Source organism: Lysinibacillus sp. NPDC056232 (assembly GCF_042267565.1).
Classification (GTDB): domain Bacteria; phylum Bacillota; class Bacilli; order Bacillales_A; family Planococcaceae; genus Lysinibacillus.
The window spans coordinates 44932-62370 of the sequence record NZ_JBHJTF010000001.1 but is presented as its reverse complement, the minus strand read 5'-3'; the positions used below and the strand labels follow the sequence as shown (position 1 = coordinate 62370).

22 protein-coding genes are annotated in these 17439 nt (G+C 38.1%); all 22 read right to left on the bottom strand.

What is annotated here, in order from left to right; genetic code table 11:
- The 22 genes from fliR to flgB all read right to left on the bottom strand — a co-directional run bounded on the left by fliR (position 1) and on the right by flgB (position 16577).
- Positions 1-777, bottom strand: a complete 777-nt coding sequence (gene fliR / locus ACFCYJ_RS00325; protein ID WP_376069162.1) for a flagellar biosynthetic protein FliR — start codon at positions 775-777, stop codon at positions 1-3.
- 4 nt (positions 778-781) lie between these two features.
- On the bottom strand, positions 782-1051 hold the full coding sequence (fliQ, locus tag ACFCYJ_RS00320; protein WP_197141919.1) for a flagellar biosynthesis protein FliQ: 270 nt from the start codon (positions 1049-1051) through the stop codon (positions 782-784).
- Positions 1052-1064: 13 nt separating this feature from the next.
- Positions 1065-1730, bottom strand: a complete 666-nt coding sequence (gene fliP / locus ACFCYJ_RS00315) for a flagellar type III secretion system pore protein FliP (RefSeq protein ID WP_376069157.1) — start codon at positions 1728-1730, stop codon at positions 1065-1067.
- On the bottom strand, positions 1727-2395 hold the full coding sequence (locus ACFCYJ_RS00310) for a flagellar biosynthetic protein FliO (protein WP_376069154.1): 669 nt from the start codon (positions 2393-2395) through the stop codon (positions 1727-1729). Before ACFCYJ_RS00310 ends, fliP begins: the two co-directional genes overlap by 4 nt.
- Positions 2396-2405: 10 nt before the next feature.
- The gene (locus ACFCYJ_RS00305; protein ID WP_049668450.1) at positions 2406-2768 is read right to left on the bottom strand and encodes a response regulator; all 363 of its coding nucleotides are present in this window, start codon (positions 2766-2768) and stop codon (positions 2406-2408) included.
- 21 nt (positions 2769-2789) lie between these two features.
- Entirely contained in the window at positions 2790-4028 is a 1239-nt protein-coding gene (fliY, locus tag ACFCYJ_RS00300) for a flagellar motor switch phosphatase FliY (RefSeq protein WP_376069151.1), read from the bottom strand.
- The gene (fliM, locus tag ACFCYJ_RS00295; RefSeq protein WP_376069148.1) at positions 4021-5016 is read right to left on the bottom strand and encodes a flagellar motor switch protein FliM; all 996 of its coding nucleotides are present in this window, start codon (positions 5014-5016) and stop codon (positions 4021-4023) included. The genes fliY and fliM overlap by 8 nt, the downstream gene beginning before the upstream one ends.
- Before the next feature lie 31 nt (positions 5017-5047).
- Positions 5048-5476 (bottom strand): flagellar basal body-associated protein FliL, encoded by a 429-nt coding sequence (gene fliL / locus ACFCYJ_RS00290; protein WP_376069145.1) that lies wholly within the window; start codon positions 5474-5476, stop codon positions 5048-5050.
- Positions 5466-5687, bottom strand: a complete 222-nt coding sequence (locus tag ACFCYJ_RS00285) for a flagellar FlbD family protein (RefSeq protein ID WP_049668748.1) — start codon at positions 5685-5687, stop codon at positions 5466-5468. The genes fliL and ACFCYJ_RS00285 overlap by 11 nt, the downstream gene beginning before the upstream one ends.
- A gap of 137 nt (positions 5688-5824) precedes the next feature.
- Positions 5825-6790 (bottom strand): flagellar basal body rod protein FlgG, encoded by a 966-nt coding sequence (flgG, locus tag ACFCYJ_RS00280; protein WP_376069143.1) that lies wholly within the window; start codon positions 6788-6790, stop codon positions 5825-5827.
- A 79-nt stretch (positions 6791-6869) separates the two neighbouring features.
- Positions 6870-7241: a TIGR02530 family flagellar biosynthesis protein gene (locus ACFCYJ_RS00275; RefSeq protein ID WP_376070000.1), complete on the bottom strand. Its 372-nt coding sequence runs from the start codon at positions 7239-7241 to the stop codon at positions 6870-6872.
- 15 nt (positions 7242-7256) lie between these two features.
- Positions 7257-7946 carry a flagellar hook assembly protein FlgD gene (flgD, locus tag ACFCYJ_RS00270; protein ID WP_376069140.1) on the bottom strand — a complete coding sequence of 230 codons (690 nt, stop codon included), beginning with the start codon at positions 7944-7946 and terminating at the stop codon, positions 7257-7259.
- A gap of 2 nt (positions 7947-7948) precedes the next feature.
- The gene (locus ACFCYJ_RS00265) at positions 7949-9232 is read right to left on the bottom strand and encodes a flagellar hook-length control protein FliK (protein WP_376069139.1); all 1284 of its coding nucleotides are present in this window, start codon (positions 9230-9232) and stop codon (positions 7949-7951) included.
- Positions 9233-9253: 21 nt separating this feature from the next.
- Positions 9254-9862 (bottom strand): MotE family protein, encoded by a 609-nt coding sequence (locus ACFCYJ_RS00260; protein WP_386845292.1) that lies wholly within the window; start codon positions 9860-9862, stop codon positions 9254-9256.
- Positions 9863-9866: 4 nt separating this feature from the next.
- Positions 9867-10316 (bottom strand): flagellar export protein FliJ, encoded by a 450-nt coding sequence (gene fliJ, locus ACFCYJ_RS00255; protein ID WP_376069135.1) that lies wholly within the window; start codon positions 10314-10316, stop codon positions 9867-9869.
- 1 nt (position 10317) lies between these two features.
- Entirely contained in the window at positions 10318-11646 is a 1329-nt protein-coding gene (fliI, locus tag ACFCYJ_RS00250) for a flagellar protein export ATPase FliI (RefSeq protein ID WP_376069133.1), read from the bottom strand.
- 5 nt (positions 11647-11651) lie between these two features.
- On the bottom strand, positions 11652-12440 hold the full coding sequence (fliH, locus tag ACFCYJ_RS00245) for a flagellar assembly protein FliH (protein ID WP_376069130.1): 789 nt from the start codon (positions 12438-12440) through the stop codon (positions 11652-11654).
- Entirely contained in the window at positions 12433-13446 is a 1014-nt protein-coding gene (gene fliG, locus ACFCYJ_RS00240) for a flagellar motor switch protein FliG (protein WP_053483301.1), read from the bottom strand. Before fliG ends, fliH begins: the two co-directional genes overlap by 8 nt.
- A gap of 15 nt (positions 13447-13461) precedes the next feature.
- Entirely contained in the window at positions 13462-15051 is a 1590-nt protein-coding gene (gene fliF, locus ACFCYJ_RS00235) for a flagellar basal-body MS-ring/collar protein FliF (protein ID WP_376069127.1), read from the bottom strand.
- A 339-nt stretch (positions 15052-15390) separates the two neighbouring features.
- Complete coding sequence (fliE, locus tag ACFCYJ_RS00230) at positions 15391-15696, bottom strand: flagellar hook-basal body complex protein FliE (RefSeq protein ID WP_376069125.1); 306 nt, start codon at positions 15694-15696, stop codon at positions 15391-15393.
- A 23-nt stretch (positions 15697-15719) separates the two neighbouring features.
- Positions 15720-16181, bottom strand: coding sequence for a flagellar basal body rod protein FlgC (flgC, locus tag ACFCYJ_RS00225; protein WP_376069122.1), 462 nt, complete (start codon positions 16179-16181; stop codon positions 15720-15722).
- 3 nt (positions 16182-16184) lie between these two features.
- On the bottom strand, positions 16185-16577 hold the full coding sequence (flgB, locus tag ACFCYJ_RS00220; protein ID WP_376069120.1) for a flagellar basal body rod protein FlgB: 393 nt from the start codon (positions 16575-16577) through the stop codon (positions 16185-16187).
- Positions 16578-17439: the final 862 nt, after the last annotated feature.

Genomic DNA, 17439 nt, shown 5'->3' with positions numbered 1-17439 from the left:
TTACCCACCACCTAAAATAGCCATTAAATCACGCATAGCATAAATCATAATTGAAAGAAGCTTTTGAATAACTTGAATCATTACAGCCATCATTGTGAACAACACTAGAAAACTAACGCCTATTTTAATAGGAAAACCGACAACAAAAATATTTAATTGTGGTACAGTTTTCGCTGTGATACCTAGTGCTAAATCAACTAAAAATAAAGTTGCTACAACAGGAGCAGCCATTTGAAAGGCAATCGCAAAAACAGCCGTAAATGTTGTGATGATAAACTCGATATAATTGTCATTTGCGAAATTAGGAAATCCTTGATTCATCGGTAAGAATTGATAACTATAATAAATTCCATCAAGAATCATATGATGTCCATTTATAGCTAGAAGGAACAGTAATGCTAGCGAATTAAAAAATTGTCCTATCAATGGACTTTGTGCGCCTGTTTGCGGGTCAATAATGTTGGCAATGGCAAAACCCATCTGAAAATCTATAAAGCTTCCGGCAATTTGAATTGCCGACATGATGATATAAGCAACTAGACCAAGTAACAGCCCAATGAGCGCTTCTTTCATCACTAAAAGTATGTAATCACCATTAAATACAAATGGTTCGACGTCAATCGTGTAGTACATCATCCAAGCTAAAACTAATGCGAGCGTTATTTTAACTTGTGGCGGAATCGTTCTGTACGAGAAAAAAGGCACCGTGACAAAAAATGCCGATACGCGCACAAGTACTAATAAGAAAACCGTAAAATGCGGGATTAATTCATTCATCTACTCACCCTATATAACGCGTTAAATTCTCAAAAATGTCTCTCGCATAGCTAGTCACTTGTGATAACATCCAAGGACCGAAAAATACGATGGCTGCTAATACAGCGACGATTTTTGGAACGAATGCTAAAGTTTGCTCTTGAATCGATGTTGTTGCCTGAAAAATACTTACCGCTAAACCAGTGATTAAAGCAACTAATAGTAGCGGACCGCTTGTTAGAAGGATAATCATAATGGCACGCTCTGCAATTGAAATAACCAATTCACCTGTCATACTGTATCATCCCCTAAAAACTTTGTAGTAATGATTTCATCACAAGATACCAACCATCAACGAGTACAAATAATAAAATCTTAAACGGCAATGAAATCATAACCGGTGGTAACATCATCATCCCCATCGACATTAGAGTACTTGCGACAATCATGTCGATTACTAGGAATGGAATAAAAATCATAAAGCCAATTTGAAATGCTGTTTTAATCTCACTCAATGCAAAAGCAGGTACTAGCATTGTAAGGGGAATTTCTTCTACAGATGCTGGTTTTTCTGCTTTATTATACGTTAAGAATAAATCAAGATCCTTTTGTCTTGTATGTTTACTCATAAACTCTTTAAACGGCTCACTGGCCCGATCATACGCCTCTTCAATGCCAATTTCCTCAGAAAATAATGGCTGTAATGCCTCTTTATTGACCTCTTGAAATGTTGGGGCCATGATAAAGAAAGTTAAAAACAAGGCAAGACCTACAATGACCTGGTTCGGTGGCATTTGCTGTGTAGCTAACGCAGTACGAACAAACGATAACACGATCACTATTCGTGTAAACGATGTCATCAAAATTAAAATACTCGGTGCCAGTGAAAGAACTGTTAACAGCAAGAGAAGCTTCACAGCACTAGAGACATTTGTTGGGTCGCTGTTGGAAAAAACACTGATTACATCATTCATTTATCATCATTCTCCTTTTGCTTCCATCTCTCTAGTTCTTCACTGCGCTCCTGTTTAATTTCGGAAATCTTTTTTTCGAACAGCTCACCAAAAGAGTTTTGTTTTTGCTGTACTGATGCACTCTCATTATTTTTTTTCTTAAACTTAGATAATACTTCTGCAATATACGGTGATGTTGCTGCAAGTTCTTGTCGTTCATTATATAGCGCTAAAAGTGTTGCAACTTCATCCGGATCAGTAATTTCACGTAATAGCTGGACATCCTCACCGACCCCAACTAAATAGAGTGTTTTACCTACTTGTAATAGTTGTACCGACTTTTGGGCACCTAACGATAAACCGCCTAAATTTTGTACTAATTGATTACGTTGAAAGTTTAAATTTCTTTTATTTAAAAACTTCATTAATCCATAAAATAAAGCTACAACAAAAATAAGCGCCAAAACCATTTTTATGTATTCCCACGCAGACATGTCTCCAGCCGCTTGTATATCTGAATCTTTCTTAGCAGCTGGAGTAATATCTTCTTTACAATCTCCTTTTTTGATGCAGTCGCTAACAGAATTCGTGTTAGATTCTGCATATACAGAAGTCGTTGTAGGGTACAAAAACAGGAAGGATACAAGAAATGCGAAAACCATCGTTAGACGAAATGATTTTAACATTTGCATTCAATCATCCTAGAGCTTTTTGAATCGCTTCAATTACACGATCAGCTTGGAAAGGTTTAACGATAAAGTCTTTCGCACCAGCTTGAATTGCATCGATTACCATTGCTTGTTGTCCCATTGCTGAACACATAATGACAGTTGCATTTGGATCTGAACCCTTAATTGCTTTAAGAGCTGCAATACCGTCCATCTCTGGCATTGTAATATCCATTGTTACTAAATCTGGCTTTAATTCGTTGTACTTTTCAACAGCCTGTAAACCATCCGCTGCCTCCCCAACAACTTCAAACCCATTTTTCGATAAAATATCCTTGATCATCATGCGCATGAATGCAGCATCGTCTACAATCAAAATTCTTTTAGACATGGTTAACTCCTCCAATTGAAACTATCTTAAATTATTTAAACGCTCTGCTTGACTTAAAACATCTGTAATGCGGACACCGAAGTTTTCATCAATAACAACGACTTCACCTTTAGCGATTAAACGGCTATTAACTAAAATATCAACTGGTTCACCAGCTAATTTATCTAGTTCAATAATCGAACCACTAGATAGTTCTAATATCTCTTTTACAGAACGCTTTGTACGTCCTAACTCTACAGTAACTTGCAATGGAATATCAAGTAGCATATTTAAATTTCTAGCTTCAGATTGCGAGATAACATTCGGATCAAAACTAGCAAACTGTGCTTGTTGAACATTGACCGGTTGAACAGGTCTTGTTGCTTGCGGAATCTGTTGTTGCTCTTGATACATTGGTTGCTGCACCGGCGCTGGCTGCTGTTGATATACTGGCTGTGCAGGCGGTGGTGTTACAGGTGCTTGTGGTTGCATAGGCGCTTGTGGTTGGACAGGCGACGGCGCTACTGGCGCTTCAGGTGCTAGTGTTGCAGCCACAGGTTCCTCAATTGATTGTGTTTCTCCTAATAGAGATTTAACAATGTTTTGACTAAATTTCAGCGGTAATAATTGCATTATATTCGAATCAATTAAATTACCAATTCTCAATCTGAACGATACTTTTACGAGTAAATCATCTTCAGGAATGTTTTCTCGTCCTTCATTTTGAGAAATATTCATTAAATCAATAGTAGGTGGCGAAATATCCACTTTTTTATTAAATACTGTCGACATTGAAGTAGCCGCAGAACCCATCATTTGATTCATAGCTTCTTGCACGGCACTTAGCTGAATTTCACCTAAGTCTGGTTTCGGATTTAAGCCATCTCCACCTAACATTAAATCAGCAATAATCGCTGCATCGGATTGCTTAATAACGAGTAAATTCATACCTGTTAATCCGATTGTATATTCAACCTGTACGGCTACATAAGGATGAGGAAATTCCTCTTCTAATTTATTACGGTTAATCATTGAAATACTTGGGGTAGTAATATCTACTTTTTGCCCTAATAACGCTGACAGCGCTGTGGCAGAGCTACCAAACGATATATTTCCTACCTCACCTAACGCATCTTGGGCAAACGAATCGAGGTAATCCTCTACTCTTATATCATTATTATCCTCATTTGTAGAAGCTTCAGTGCCGCTGTTTTTATCTTCCAACGTTTCGCCCCTTAATAACGCTTCAATTTCTTCTTGGGAGAGCATTTCATCACTCATCTTCGTCTCCTCCTTTCAAAGGGTCGATAATCTGGATTGCTAATTTTTTACCTTGTTTTCCTGGCTGAACGGTAAATTTCGGTAAGGTTCCTACTTTTAATAGTAGTGGATCTTCAATTTTTTGTTCTAATTGAATGACATCTCCAATCTGCATTGTGAGGAAATCCTCAATGGTAATGTCGGTAATACCTAGTTCAACAGAAACCGGTAGTTGGGCCTGTTTCACACTTGTTTCAAGCATTTTTGTTTGCTCTGGAGACATCTCTTTTGTATTTGCCTGCATCCAGTAGCGAACAGAAAGATTTGGAACAATAGGTTCCAATACAACATGCGGAATACAAATATTGATCATACCGCTTGTCTCACCGATTATCGTATTTAAGGAAATAACGACAACCGTTTCATTTGGCGAAATCATTTGTAAAAATTGAGGGTTGACCTCAAGCTCTACTAAAATTGGATCAATTTCCGCAACATTTTCCCATGCCTCGCGTAAATTGTCGAATGAACGCTCAAAAAGGTTTGTCATAATTTTAGTTTCAATTTCTGTTAAGTTATCCACATTACTATGACTCGCCCCACTACCGCCCATTAAACGATCTAACATAGAGTAGGCAATGTTTGGGTTTATTTCCATTAAGATATTACCATCTAATGGCGGCACTTCAAACACATTAATGAGTGTCATATTCGGAATCGAACGTACAAACTCTTCAAATGGTATTTGGTCCACTGATGCAACAGTAATCTGCACATAGCTTCTCAGCTGTGCAGAAAAGAAGGTTGTCAGTAATCGTGCAAAATTTTCATGTATTCGGGTCAAACTTCGGATTTGATCTTTTGAGAAACGTAGTGCTCGTTTAAAGTCATATACCTTAACCTTGCGCCCCTCGTCCTCTTTTTTTATGTCGTCCGCTGACATTTCCCCGGTTGATATTGCGGAAAGCAGCGCATCTATCTCGGATTGAGATAACACATCTCCTGCCATTTGCCCACCTCCATTTCAAGCAGTTTCTGTTTTATTGGGTGATGAAGGAGGTAAAATAAACTTCCTGAACTTCTCCCTCTTGCATCAATTCATTAATTTTTATTTTTAATGATTTTTGGAAGACTTGTTTACCTTGCTTACCTTCTAAATCTTTTTGCTCCATTTCGGAAAGCTCTTGAATAACAATATTTTTCACTTGGAAATCACGCTTCGTTAATTCAGCAGCAGCATCTTTACTTGATGTTTGAATTTTTAACGAAAAGCGTACAATTTTGTTATCAGCTAGATTTGTCGTAATTTCCGGAACTTCTACAGAAGCTTCTACGATTTCATCAATAGTTGGCTCAAGAGAGCCTGCTGGCTTATTAAATTGGGTATATAACACAAAACCAATACCCCCGATAAGTATGATTGCTACTAGTACGATGATAATCATCGTTAACGCTTTGTTATTCTTCATCTTCTTCACCTCGTAGATGCGGGTTTGATAGTATTTGTATATTTTTATAAAAGGCTGTTACCTTTTGTCGCACCTCATCTTCACTCTGTAAAACAATGATTTTGGTTCCAGTCGTTAATGTAATGGTCGTATCTGGAAAAGATTCGACCGTTTCTATGTATAAAGCATTCAATGTAAATGCTTTGCCATTTAAACGTGTTAGTTCAATCATTGAAATAGGGCCGGGTCTAGCACGAGAGCCGGCCCGACCCTCCCTCATATGAAATTATGTTTTTAGTTTTGAGCACTTTGTCATCTTAACCGGTATTTTCTTTACCTACATATTAAGTATAAATCTCATACTAAAATCTAGCGTTTTAAATTCACAAGCTCTTGAAGAATTTCATCAGAAGTTGTGATAATACGTGTATTTGCTTGGAAACCACGTTGTGCCACAATCATTTCAGTAAACTCCTCAGAAAGGTCGACATTGGACATTTCAATGAAGCCAGATTCAACATTACCAATTCCTCCTACTGTGGCCACTTGAGCGTATGGTTCGCCAGAGTTAGCTGTAGGTTGGAAGTAGTTACCACCGACTTTCTGAAGACCACCAGCATTTGGGAACTTCGCGAGTATAAGCTGACCTGCATATTGTCGGTCGCCTTTATAGTCTACATAATTAACTGTACCATCTGGACCAATAGACATTGATTGCGCTGTTGTAGGGATACGAATTGGTGAAATTTCAGTTGAGAAATCCATATCCTCAGCGATATTACCTTCTATATCAGATAGTCCATTCGCTTCTTTTTGTTCGTCAGCTGCAGTACCATCAATTGAATCACCATCAGCAGAAATCGATAACTCATCACTTGCGTGACCTACTAAATATTTACCATCAGCGTTCACTAAATATCCATTTCTATCCATATAAAAATTACCAGCACGTGTATAAAGAATATTTCTATAACCTTCTGCATCAAGCGCCCCCTCTTCATCGGGTGCACCATTTGCGTCACCTACCATGAAGAAGCCATCACCAGCGATAGCTAAGTCTAAATCACGAAAAGTTGATTGTAATGAACCTGAACCGTGTATTGTATCGATTGCAGCAAGTTGTGAGCCTAAACCGATTTGTTTAGCATTAACACCACCACGAGTTTGAGTAGGTGAAGAGGCACCTGCTTGCGTTTGAGAAATTAAATCTTTAAATACGACACGCCCCTTTTTAAAGCCGTAAGTATTTACATTAGCAATATTATTCCCAATTACATCTAGCTTCGTTTGGAAGTTTTTTAAACCTGAAATACCAGAATACATAGAACGTAACATAATGTCGTTCTCCCTTCGTCTTTTAATTGTGTGCCTCTATCAATCAGCACACCTAGGCCTCCTATTACAGGTCCAGCCCTTACAGCACGATTGTGCCATCAATATTTGTAAATATTTGCTGCTTTGCCTCCGTGCGGTCCATTGCTGTAATGACAGTTGCGTTTTTAGCACTGACAATTAAAGCTGCTTGATCCATCAAGACTAATGGTTGTTTGACACCTTTTGAGTGCGCTTCAAATACCTTGTCCGATACAACCTGCCATTCTTGTTCAGTAATCGCAATATTACGCTGGATAATCCGTTCATGCGCATGCTTGCTCACTTTTAGTTCTTGTTGCTTAGTAGCCTCCTGTAAATGGGCTTTAAACGATTGCTGTGATTTTATTGGCGTAGGTTGTGTCTGGCGAATGGATGGATGCAATGGTACACGATGTATTGAAAACTGATCCATCATTCTTCTCCACCTTTATTCGCTTATTTCGGTAAATTCTTTTTGTGTTAATTTTTTGTCATTGTCTAATACGTAATAGATAACGCCATCTTTACTCGAAACAGAAACAATACGTGCTTGTAGTTCTTGCTCGCCATCTTTATAGGTAACTTTTTTACCAATTAGCTTGCTTGCTTGTACAAGAGGAGATTCTTTTTCAGTAGTGTTACCATTCGAATCCGTTCCTGTACCGCCTAAAATTGCCGAGATATTGCCAGGTGTTATTTCCTTACCATCAGCTAATACGAATACTACAGCTCCGTCAACAAATTTTAATGATTCAATAATGCCCGTTCCTTCGTTGACTATAGAATTACCTTTTTCATCCTTCTCATCCGTTCCCTCACGCCACTTTACTTCCTTACCAACAAATGTTGTATAACTCATAAGCTGTGTTTGTTGCTGTGAGGCAAGTAATAATTCCATCGCTTTTGACATATTTTGCATTTGCTCTAAAGAAGAGAATTGTGCCATTTGAGAAATGAATTCACGGTCGTCCATAGGGTTCGTTGGATCTTGATTTCGTAATTGCGTAATTAGTAATTGTAGAAAAGCATCCTTACCTAGTTCGCTATTACCCGTTTCCCTAACTGGCTTCTTGTAATTCTTATGGTAAAAGTCATCGGTTATTTTTCCAGTCATTTTATCAGTCGTTGTATCTGCCACTCCTACACCTCCTCACTTATTAGATAGTCATTAAAGGTCTTACCTTCATCGTCATCGTCGTTTTTTTGCTCCTCCTCATCTTGCTGTTGTTGCTTGAAGAAATTATTGAAGAAGCTTTGGTCGCGTTGTTGGCGATCTGCGTCTTGCAATGATTGAGCAATATCGAGACGATCAACTTGAATATTTTGCTGTACAAAGGCTTGCTTTAATTGATGTGCCTGACTATCAAGTAATTCACGTCCATGAGCCGTAGAAGCCAGTAGTCGTGCTGTCAGGACACCGTCATTTTGCACAAGCTCGATACGTATTGTTCCTAGATTTTCAGGATACAATTTCAAAGTTAAGCGTGTAATACCTTGTGCATTCGAGATTTGGGCTTTATTGATGATTGCTTGCATCTCTTTCAATAATGCCTCAGATTGTGCTGGTTTTGCAGCCGGCAATGTTACTTGGAACGTGTCTGCTTTTGTTTGGACTGTATTAGAAGTCACCATCTCATTAGCACTTGTGTCTGTCTGTTTTGTAACTTGAACTTGTTGAACTACTTTCTGAAAGCCTTGTAACGGAAGTGTTACGGTTGTTTTAGTTGTTACTTGCTGTTCAGATAGAGTCGTCTCTACTTGTGTTTGCATCGTTGTCAAAAGACTTTTTATGTCAGTTAGCAAGTTTTCTTGTGATGCTGTTAAGTCCGTTTTTTGCCCAACTAGCTGCGCTAACTTTAACACTTGAAGCAAGGGCGCTACTTCTTTTGGTGTCACTTGTCCTTCACCTTGTAAAGCTGCTACGATTTGTGTTTGAAGCACAGGTGCCTGAGCGTCTACTATTGCTAGAAGCTCCCATATATCTCTTGCTTCTTTATCCTCTCCTAGCAACTGTTGCACTAATTTTTGAAGTTGCTCAGTATCAATCCCCAATGCATCCATTAAGTGATCAAGATTTAACATTTCATCTATTGCAACAGCTTTGCCTTCTTCACCAATTTGAAGCATTAACAAGCCATCGTCGTGTGGAATACCTAGTACATCTAGTACCTCTTCTATAGATTCAGCATTTAAAACTGCTGCTAAATCAGAGGTATCTTTTGTATCAGTTGACTGTGTATGCTGCTGTATTTGGTTTGAAGAAGAAATAACCTTTCCAAAAACAGACCCAAACGTTGTTAAATTATCTTTGTTCGACGGTCCATTTGCTTTCACATTGGAATCGTCTGATGTTGAAGGCTTTGTAGCGGCGTTTTTAGTTGGTATAGCCTTAGACATCATTTGCATCATTGCTACATCCATCATTTCACCTCCTTTCAGATGTTCTTATTGTTTAGCCATCATTTCTGTATATTTCGCTGCATCTTGTGGATCCATTTTTTCAAGAATCGCTGCTAATTTATCTGGCTTTAAATTTGTTAAAATACGAAGTGCTTCCGTATCACTCATTTTAATAAGAACTGGCGCTGCTGCTTTAGGGGACATCTTATCGTATGTTTTTAAAATATCATTAAAATCACGCTTTACGTCACTTTGCTCCCTATTTAACTTTTCAACTTCGAATTTCAGCTGTTCATTTTCTGTCGTTAACTTTTCTTTTTCAGTTGTTGCCGTATCCATCTTTTTTTGTAGCTGCACGATTTCTGCTTCTTTTTCTTGTATTTCAGCCTGTAAATTTACAACCTTCGAACCATTATTCACGACAGCATCTTTTGCTTGTTGTTCTTCTGAAGGAACGAATGGTAAGCTTTGAACTGCCTTCTTCCCTAAATCAAAGACATTCGTATTCATTAGGGTTGCAACAACAAGTAGAACTGCGGCTACAAACATGATAGGTATTACAAACCATGTAAAAAACTTTCGAAGGCCTCCTGACTTACGTTTAGGCGGTTGTTCTACTAATTCCGTTTTAAGTCGATTATCTTTTTTTGCCATGAAATCACCTGATTTCTCTCTTGTTATACGTAAGCGATGAAATCTCATCTAAAAAAATGCCTTCGATACGATCCTGCTCTTGCTGGAATACTTTTAAATCTTTTTCTCGCATTTTTTCAAATTTACGTACTTCCAAGTTTTTTTCTAATAATTTTTCTTCGTGCCAATTCATTTTTGCACGAGCTTGAACAACTTTCTGCTGTACATCAACAATTGTTTTTTCGAGGCTATCAATAAATCGTGCATAATGATGTACCTCCTCTATTGATGAACCTACAGCTAAACGCTCCTGCTGAAACTCTATTAAATCTTCCTTCTTTTTTAACAAATCATATAGCTTAGTTGCTACTTCTTCAAAAGAACGTACGGATTCTTTATAAGCTATTTCTGTTTCATTTTTTTCCTGCTCTCGAATGGTTAACACTTTTTCAAAACGATATACATAATTTGCCACCCTAATGTCCACCACCGTTCGATGATAATGAAATTAACTCATTCATACTTTCCTCAAGGGTCACTTTATCTAAATAGCCCTGTTTTAAATAAGCGGTAATGAGAGGTTCATAGTAAATCGCTTCATCAATTTCTTTTGACGTTCCTCTCTTATAAGCACCGATATTAATTAGATCTTCCGACTTGTCATATGTATAATAGAGCTCCCTTAATCGTTCCGCAGCTTTTTTGTGCTCTGGTTCTGCCACATGATTCATCAAACGACTGACACTTTTTAACACATTAATAGCTGGATATTGACCTTTATTGGCAAGGTTTCGATCAAGGACTATATGACCATCTAAAATCCCTCGAACAGTATCTGCAATTGGCTCATTCATATCATCACCATCTACTAATACTGTATAAAAGGCAGTAATAGAGCCTTTCTCATTAGTACCTGTGCGCTCTAATAATTTAGGTAAAATCGCAAAAACAGATGGTGTGTATCCTTTTTGAGCTGGTGGTTCACCTGTCGCAAGACCGATCTCACGCTGTGCCATAGCAACACGAGTTACGGAGTCCATCATCAACATGACATTTAAGCCACGATTTCTAAAATATTCGGCAATCGCTGTTGCGGTAAAGGCTCCTTTAATTCGCATAAGCGCAGGCTGATCAGAAGTGGCGGCAACAACTATCGAACGACTTAAACCCTCTGGCCCTAAATCTCGCTCTATAAACTCACGAACCTCACGACCACGCTCTCCAATTAGTGCGATTACGTTTAAATCCGCTTGTGTATTTCGCGCAATCATACCGAGCAATGTACTTTTCCCGACCCCAGAACCTGCGAAAATACCAACACGTTGTCCATTACCCACTGTAAGCATGCCATCAATTGCTTTCACACCTACTTCAAGTCTTTCATTAATAGGTGGGCGTGTTAGTGGATTTGGTGGGTCCTGCTCTGTCGGAACTGACATTAATCCTTTCGGTAATACAGTTCCATCTATTGGATTTCCCATAGAATCAAGTACCTTACCGATTAGCTCAGGGCCAACTTTTACCTCAAGTGGTGCCCCTGTACCTTCGACTAGACAGCCAATTGATATTTCTCGAAGGGAGGTAAAAGGCATTAAGACAACAATTTCATCTTTGAAGCCTACAACCTCTGCCAAGATAATTTGAGGACCGTTTTTAGAAGTTTCCACATAAATTTTACAAACGTCACCAATGGAACTATCTGGACCTTGCGACTCAATCATCAAGCCGACAACTCTAGTTACTCTACCAAACTTTTTAAAGGTTGGTATTTGAGGAATTTGTTCGATTAATTGAGCCGTTTTCATCTAGATCATTCCTTACTTTCTAATATTTCATGTAACTTCAATCTTAGTTCGTTTAATTGCTCATCAATACTTACAACAATACGACCATGATTTGTTTCAATATAGCAATCTGTTTCATTTTCTAAATCCTCATTTACAAAAATCATAAATGGTATGTCAGGTGGAAACATTTCAGCTAGTTCATCACGATTAGCAGTAATTAATGCATAGTAAGTAGGGGAAACATAGATTTTTATTTCTTTCATTTCTCTTGCTTCTTTAAGTCCTCTACGAACGATTGACGCAAATAATTCGTTGTCTCGCTCTAAAGATGCATCAATAATTCGCTCTGCGGCGGTTAAGCCTAGCTCTAAAATAATCGACTCCTGATCTTCAATATATTTTCGAGCATTCTCCCCCGCATGAATAATTATTTCATTGGCCGTTTGGAGAGATTGTGCCATCGCTTCATTTGCCTTGTTTGTCCCATCCTCATAGCCTTGACCAAATCCTTCATCATAAGCTTCTTGCACTCGATTAGGTCGTTCTTCTTCCCAACCTTGCTTTAAATGTTCCATTTCCTGAAAAAACATTTGTTTTTCTTGCTCAAAAGCCTCACGTTCTGCCTGTAAAGCAGCTCTAGCCTCTGCAAGTAAGCGCTCGCGTTCTTCTAGCACTTCTTCCATAGTAATTTGTTTTTGAGGTGGAATTTCTCCATTTTCTATCTCATGCAACTCAAACATTTCACGGATTTGAATCTTTTTGACATGATCACCATTGGACTGTGTGTGTACAGAACGGATGATTCTAGACAATGACGTCATCTCCTCCACCACGTGCAATAATAATCTCACCCGCATCCTCTAAGCGACGAATAACCGCAACAATTCGAGATTGCGCTTCTTCTACGTCACGCAGACGAACAGGACCCATAATTTCCATTTCTTCTTTAAATGTCTCAGCCATACGTTGTGACATATTGCGGAAAATAATATCTTTTACTTCTTCACTTGAAACTTTCATCGAAAGCAATAAGTCTTCATTTTCACAATCACGAATAACACGTTGTATCGAGCGATTGTCGAGCGTAACAATATCCTCGAATACAAACATACGTTTTTTGATTTCTTCTGCAAGCTCCGGATCTTGAATTTCGAGTGCATCGAGAATCGTTTTTTCCGTTTGTCGGTCTACACCATTTAACACTTCAACAACTGCATCAACGCCACCCGTTTCAGTGTAATCCTGTGTCACAGTCGATGATAATTTACGCTCTAAAACAGATTCAATTTCACTAATAACTTCTGGTGAAGTTGATTCCATTACAGCAATACGTTTAGCAATATCAGCCTGTACTTCCTGTGGCAATGAAGATAAAATAACACCCGCTTGCCCTGCCTCTAAATAAGAGAGGATAAGGGCAATTGTTTGTGGATGTTCATTTTGAATAAAGTTAAAAATTTGTGCTGGATCAGCTCTACGCGCAAAGTCAAAGGGACGCACTTGTAAAGAAGATGTTAGACGATTAATAATTGTTTGCGCCTGTTCTACACCAAGTGCTTTCTCCAATACTGTCTTCGCGTACCCAATACCACCCTGTGTAATATAATCTTGCGCAAGTGCGATATTGTGGAATTCTTCAATAATTTCCTCTTTAACATTTGCTTCTACTTTTTTTACGCTCGAAATTTCTAATGTTAAACGTTCAATTTCTTCTTCTGTTAAATGTTTATAGACAGAAGCTGAAACCTCAGGCCCTAATGAAATTAACAAGAGAGCGGCCTTTTGTTTTCCTGTTAATTCCTTATCTTTCTTGGACACAGCCGAACCTCCTAGTTAGTCTTCCGCAATCCAACTACGCAGTAACTTCGCAAAATCGTCTGGCTTTTCTTTTGCCATTTTTTCAAGTTGCTTACGACGCATTGTAGCTTCCGTTTCAATTTCTTCATTTATATCTTCAATCATTAGTTCTTCTTGTTCATCTAGGATACTAAGCTCTTCTTCTTCCTGTGCACGTTTACGAGAACGGACAATGAAGAAGGCAAGCAATACGATGACAGCGAGTAATATGCCGCCGATTACCCAAACCCACCATGGAATAACAGATTTTTCGCTAGCCGTCTCTGTTGCTTTACCATTTAAAGGATGCACTGAAACAGCTACTTTTTCATCGATTTGATCTTGAGTAAGTTCAGCTGCTACATCTTTCGAAATCGTCGTACGCACAATAGTACTTAAAATTTGTTGGATGTCCTCACGAATCCCATCTGGTAATGTTGCTGCGTCAGTTGCTGTTGGCGGTTCAACAATTACTTGGATACCTATATCTTGAACTTTATATGGTGCCTCTTGGATCTCTTTGCGTATACGGTTTACGTCATAATTAATTGTTTCTTCGGTATGCTCGGAATCCCCGTTACCCATGGTACCTTCGTTATAAGTGGTAAAGTTATCTGTTGTCGTTTCAGCTTCAGGTGTACCAGTAGCCGCAGCTGTACCAGAATATTGATCCGAAATACGTTGTGCACTAATTTCTATTCCTGCCATATTCTCTTCGTCAACCGGTGTAACTAGGTTTTCTTCACGATTTTCTTTTTTGAAATCGATGTCTGTTGTCACAGAAACAATTACTTTGTCTTGTCCCATAAGCGTACCTAGCATACTTTGAACTTGTCGTTGTAGATCGCGCTCAACCAATTTCTTCGCTTGTAACTGACCTTCAGCTGTCGTTGTTGAAGTTCCATCAGTAGTTGCAGCATGCAGATCAAAGTACTCAGAAAATTGGTTAGAAATAACAATATCGTCCGTCTTTAAATTCGGAACACTTTTGGCAACTAGATTGTACATAGTAGTAATTTGTTGTTCTGTAAATTTATAGCCAGAGTCAGTATTCAAAACAATAGATGCTGTCGCATCTTCTTTAACATCCTTTAGGAAAACTCCCTCTTCTGGAACGTTGATCATTACCTTTGCATCTTTTACACCATCTAGATTTTTAATGAGCTTTGCAACTTCTGTTTCGGTCGCTGCTTTTTTTAATAGATTAAACTCATTATCCGTCATACCAAATCCAGAGCCCTTTGCAAAAGAGTAATCAATCGACCCTGTTTGCGGATATCCGTCCGATGCCAACTGTACTAACAATGAATCAACTTGTTCTTCAGGTACTAAAATCGATGTCCCTCCCGGTGCAAGTTCATATTTTACACCTTTGGTATCTAACTCTTCCTTCACTTGTCCGATTTCTCTTGTCGATAAATCCTTATAAAGTGGTACATATGTAATTTTTGTAGCAAAAAGTGTAATAACAGCAGCAAGTGCTATAACCCCTACCACTGAACCAATCATTACAATTTTTTGTTTTTTACTACGACTTGTCCAAAATTGGCTGGTGTCGTTTTTTATTTTCGTCAATCGTTCATTCATTATGAATCCTCCGGTTATAGTGAACAACCTATCCATCTAATAATTCGCGAAAACAGTGATATCCCATAACATTCAATCATTATTATCACCATATCGGGTTGATTTCCGTTTCGACTAGGAGCGTCCGATAAACCATTTGGGGCAATCAGGATGTTGGTCACGAAGGCATTATCACAAAACGTGATGCTTTTTGCCTCCGTTTTTCTATCGTCTCACTTCAAGGCTATCACCTTCTGTAACGTGAACGTGATCCCTAAGGAGACACCCAACCTCCACATCAATCATTCATTTAAAATATGGGATATATTCTTTACTTCAATTGTGCTTATTCAAATAAAGTTAGACACTCATACGCATTATTTCTTGGTAAGCTTCAATCACCTTATTGCGAACTTCAATTGTTGCATTTAATGTAATGCTCGCCTTTTGTGATGCAATCATCACTTCGTGCAACTCTACATCTCCACCATTAATTAACTTTTGAGTAAGGTTATCAGAAGTAATTTGTTGATCATTAACTTTCGAAATTGCTTCTTTTAAAGAGTTCGCAAAGCTCTGTTGTGCTTCATAAGGTGTCGTATTGAGTTTATTTGTTTCATTTACAACCTGCGTAGGTGTCATTTGTGCAACGGACGAAATTGTCATTATGTATCTTCCTTTCCTCTTATTTATCTTCCAATCTCTAAAGCCTTTGTCAGCATGGATTTATTTGCATTCAATACAGTTACGTTTGCCTCGTAGGAACGAGTAGCTGACATTAAATCTACCATTTCTTTTAATGGATCTACATTCGGCATGTTTACATAGCCATCTGCATTTGCATCTGGATGAGTTGGATCATACACAAGTTTGAAAGGTGTTTCACTATCTTCTTTTATTTGTGTAACTTTTACGCCGTTGCCAACACCACTTTTTGCGTTTTTGCCAAGTGCGGCATTAAAGAACTTTGAAAACTGTCCCTCTTGCGCTGTAAACGTCACAGACTTTCGACGGTACGGTTCCCACTCCCCATTCACTTGTCTAGCACGCGTTGTATCCGTGTTTGCCATATTTGAAGAAATGACATCCATTCGCAAACGCTGTGCTGTTAAAGCTGAGGCAGTGGTATTCATCCCATGAAAAATAGACATCTATTACTTACCTCCTTTAATAACCGTATTTAGAGTATTTAACTTACCGTTCATACGTTCAATTAATGCGTTGTAATAAATTTGATTTTCCGCAAGTTTTGCTTGTTCAGCATCCATATCTACGGCATTACCATTATTTCGATAACGTAAGCCATTCATATTATTCACACCAGGTGTTGATTGTCGAATCTCGAAATCATAATGTCTATTATCAGTACGATATGCCGAAATTGATATTTGTTGTTCTTTCTCCAACATATCTTTAAAACTTACACTTTTCGCCTTATAGTTCGGTGTATCGACATTCGCAATGTTATTAGCGATCGTTTTATGATTTAAAGTTGCATAGGAAAGTCCATTTTCCAGGCTACTAATAGTCCCTCCAAACATATCCAAAAAACTCACCTCATTTATGTACTTCTTATTTTATCCAATAATACAATTGTAATTAAGATGATACGTAGTGTCTATTGTCTTTTGTCACTTTCTAATAGTATAAATGCCCTATTTTTATTCATAAATAACCAGGACAATACTTCCGTATCCCTTGATTTTACTAGCTTCACACAACACAACTCGCTACTAGTCATTTTACACTACTTTGACAGTGTTTACGGTTTTGGGATCTGTTTTCTTCCATTTTATTACAAAATAACGGTAGACACAATGTCTAAATTAGAGTTCCTTTTTACTATTCAAATCTAAGTCTATAATATTCCATAAAATTCTGAATAGTGATTCTATACTGTCTTACAGGTAACAATTGGAGCATTTATTTTTTTTACTTATGCAAAAAGTAGTGCCTATACGAAAAGTCAAACTTAGGGATAAAGCAACGATATTAGAATCTAAGAGGGTTGAAAACTTACCTATAGAAAATGAGAAAAAGGATTAAAATATAGATGATTCCTCCCCCCTATTTAGTACTAAACCATAGTTCGACTTAATTTGAAGCAATGTTAACCAATCGCAAATTTCGTCGAATTACGAAAAAGTTCAAAAAGGCATCTGAATAAGATTATTCCAGATGCCTTCTTATTTCCAATGAAATTTATGTGTCATTTTATGTTTCACAATCAATTATACCCGGCATAATTGCGTCCGAAGGCTTTGGGCCAACAAATGTTTTCTGTGCGAAAGCGCAGTGCTAACGTAGCGACAGCAACAAATGTTTTCTGTGCGAAAGCGCAGTGCTAACGTAGCGACAGCAACAAATGTTTTCTGTGCGAAAGCGCAGTGCTAACGTAGCGACAGCAAC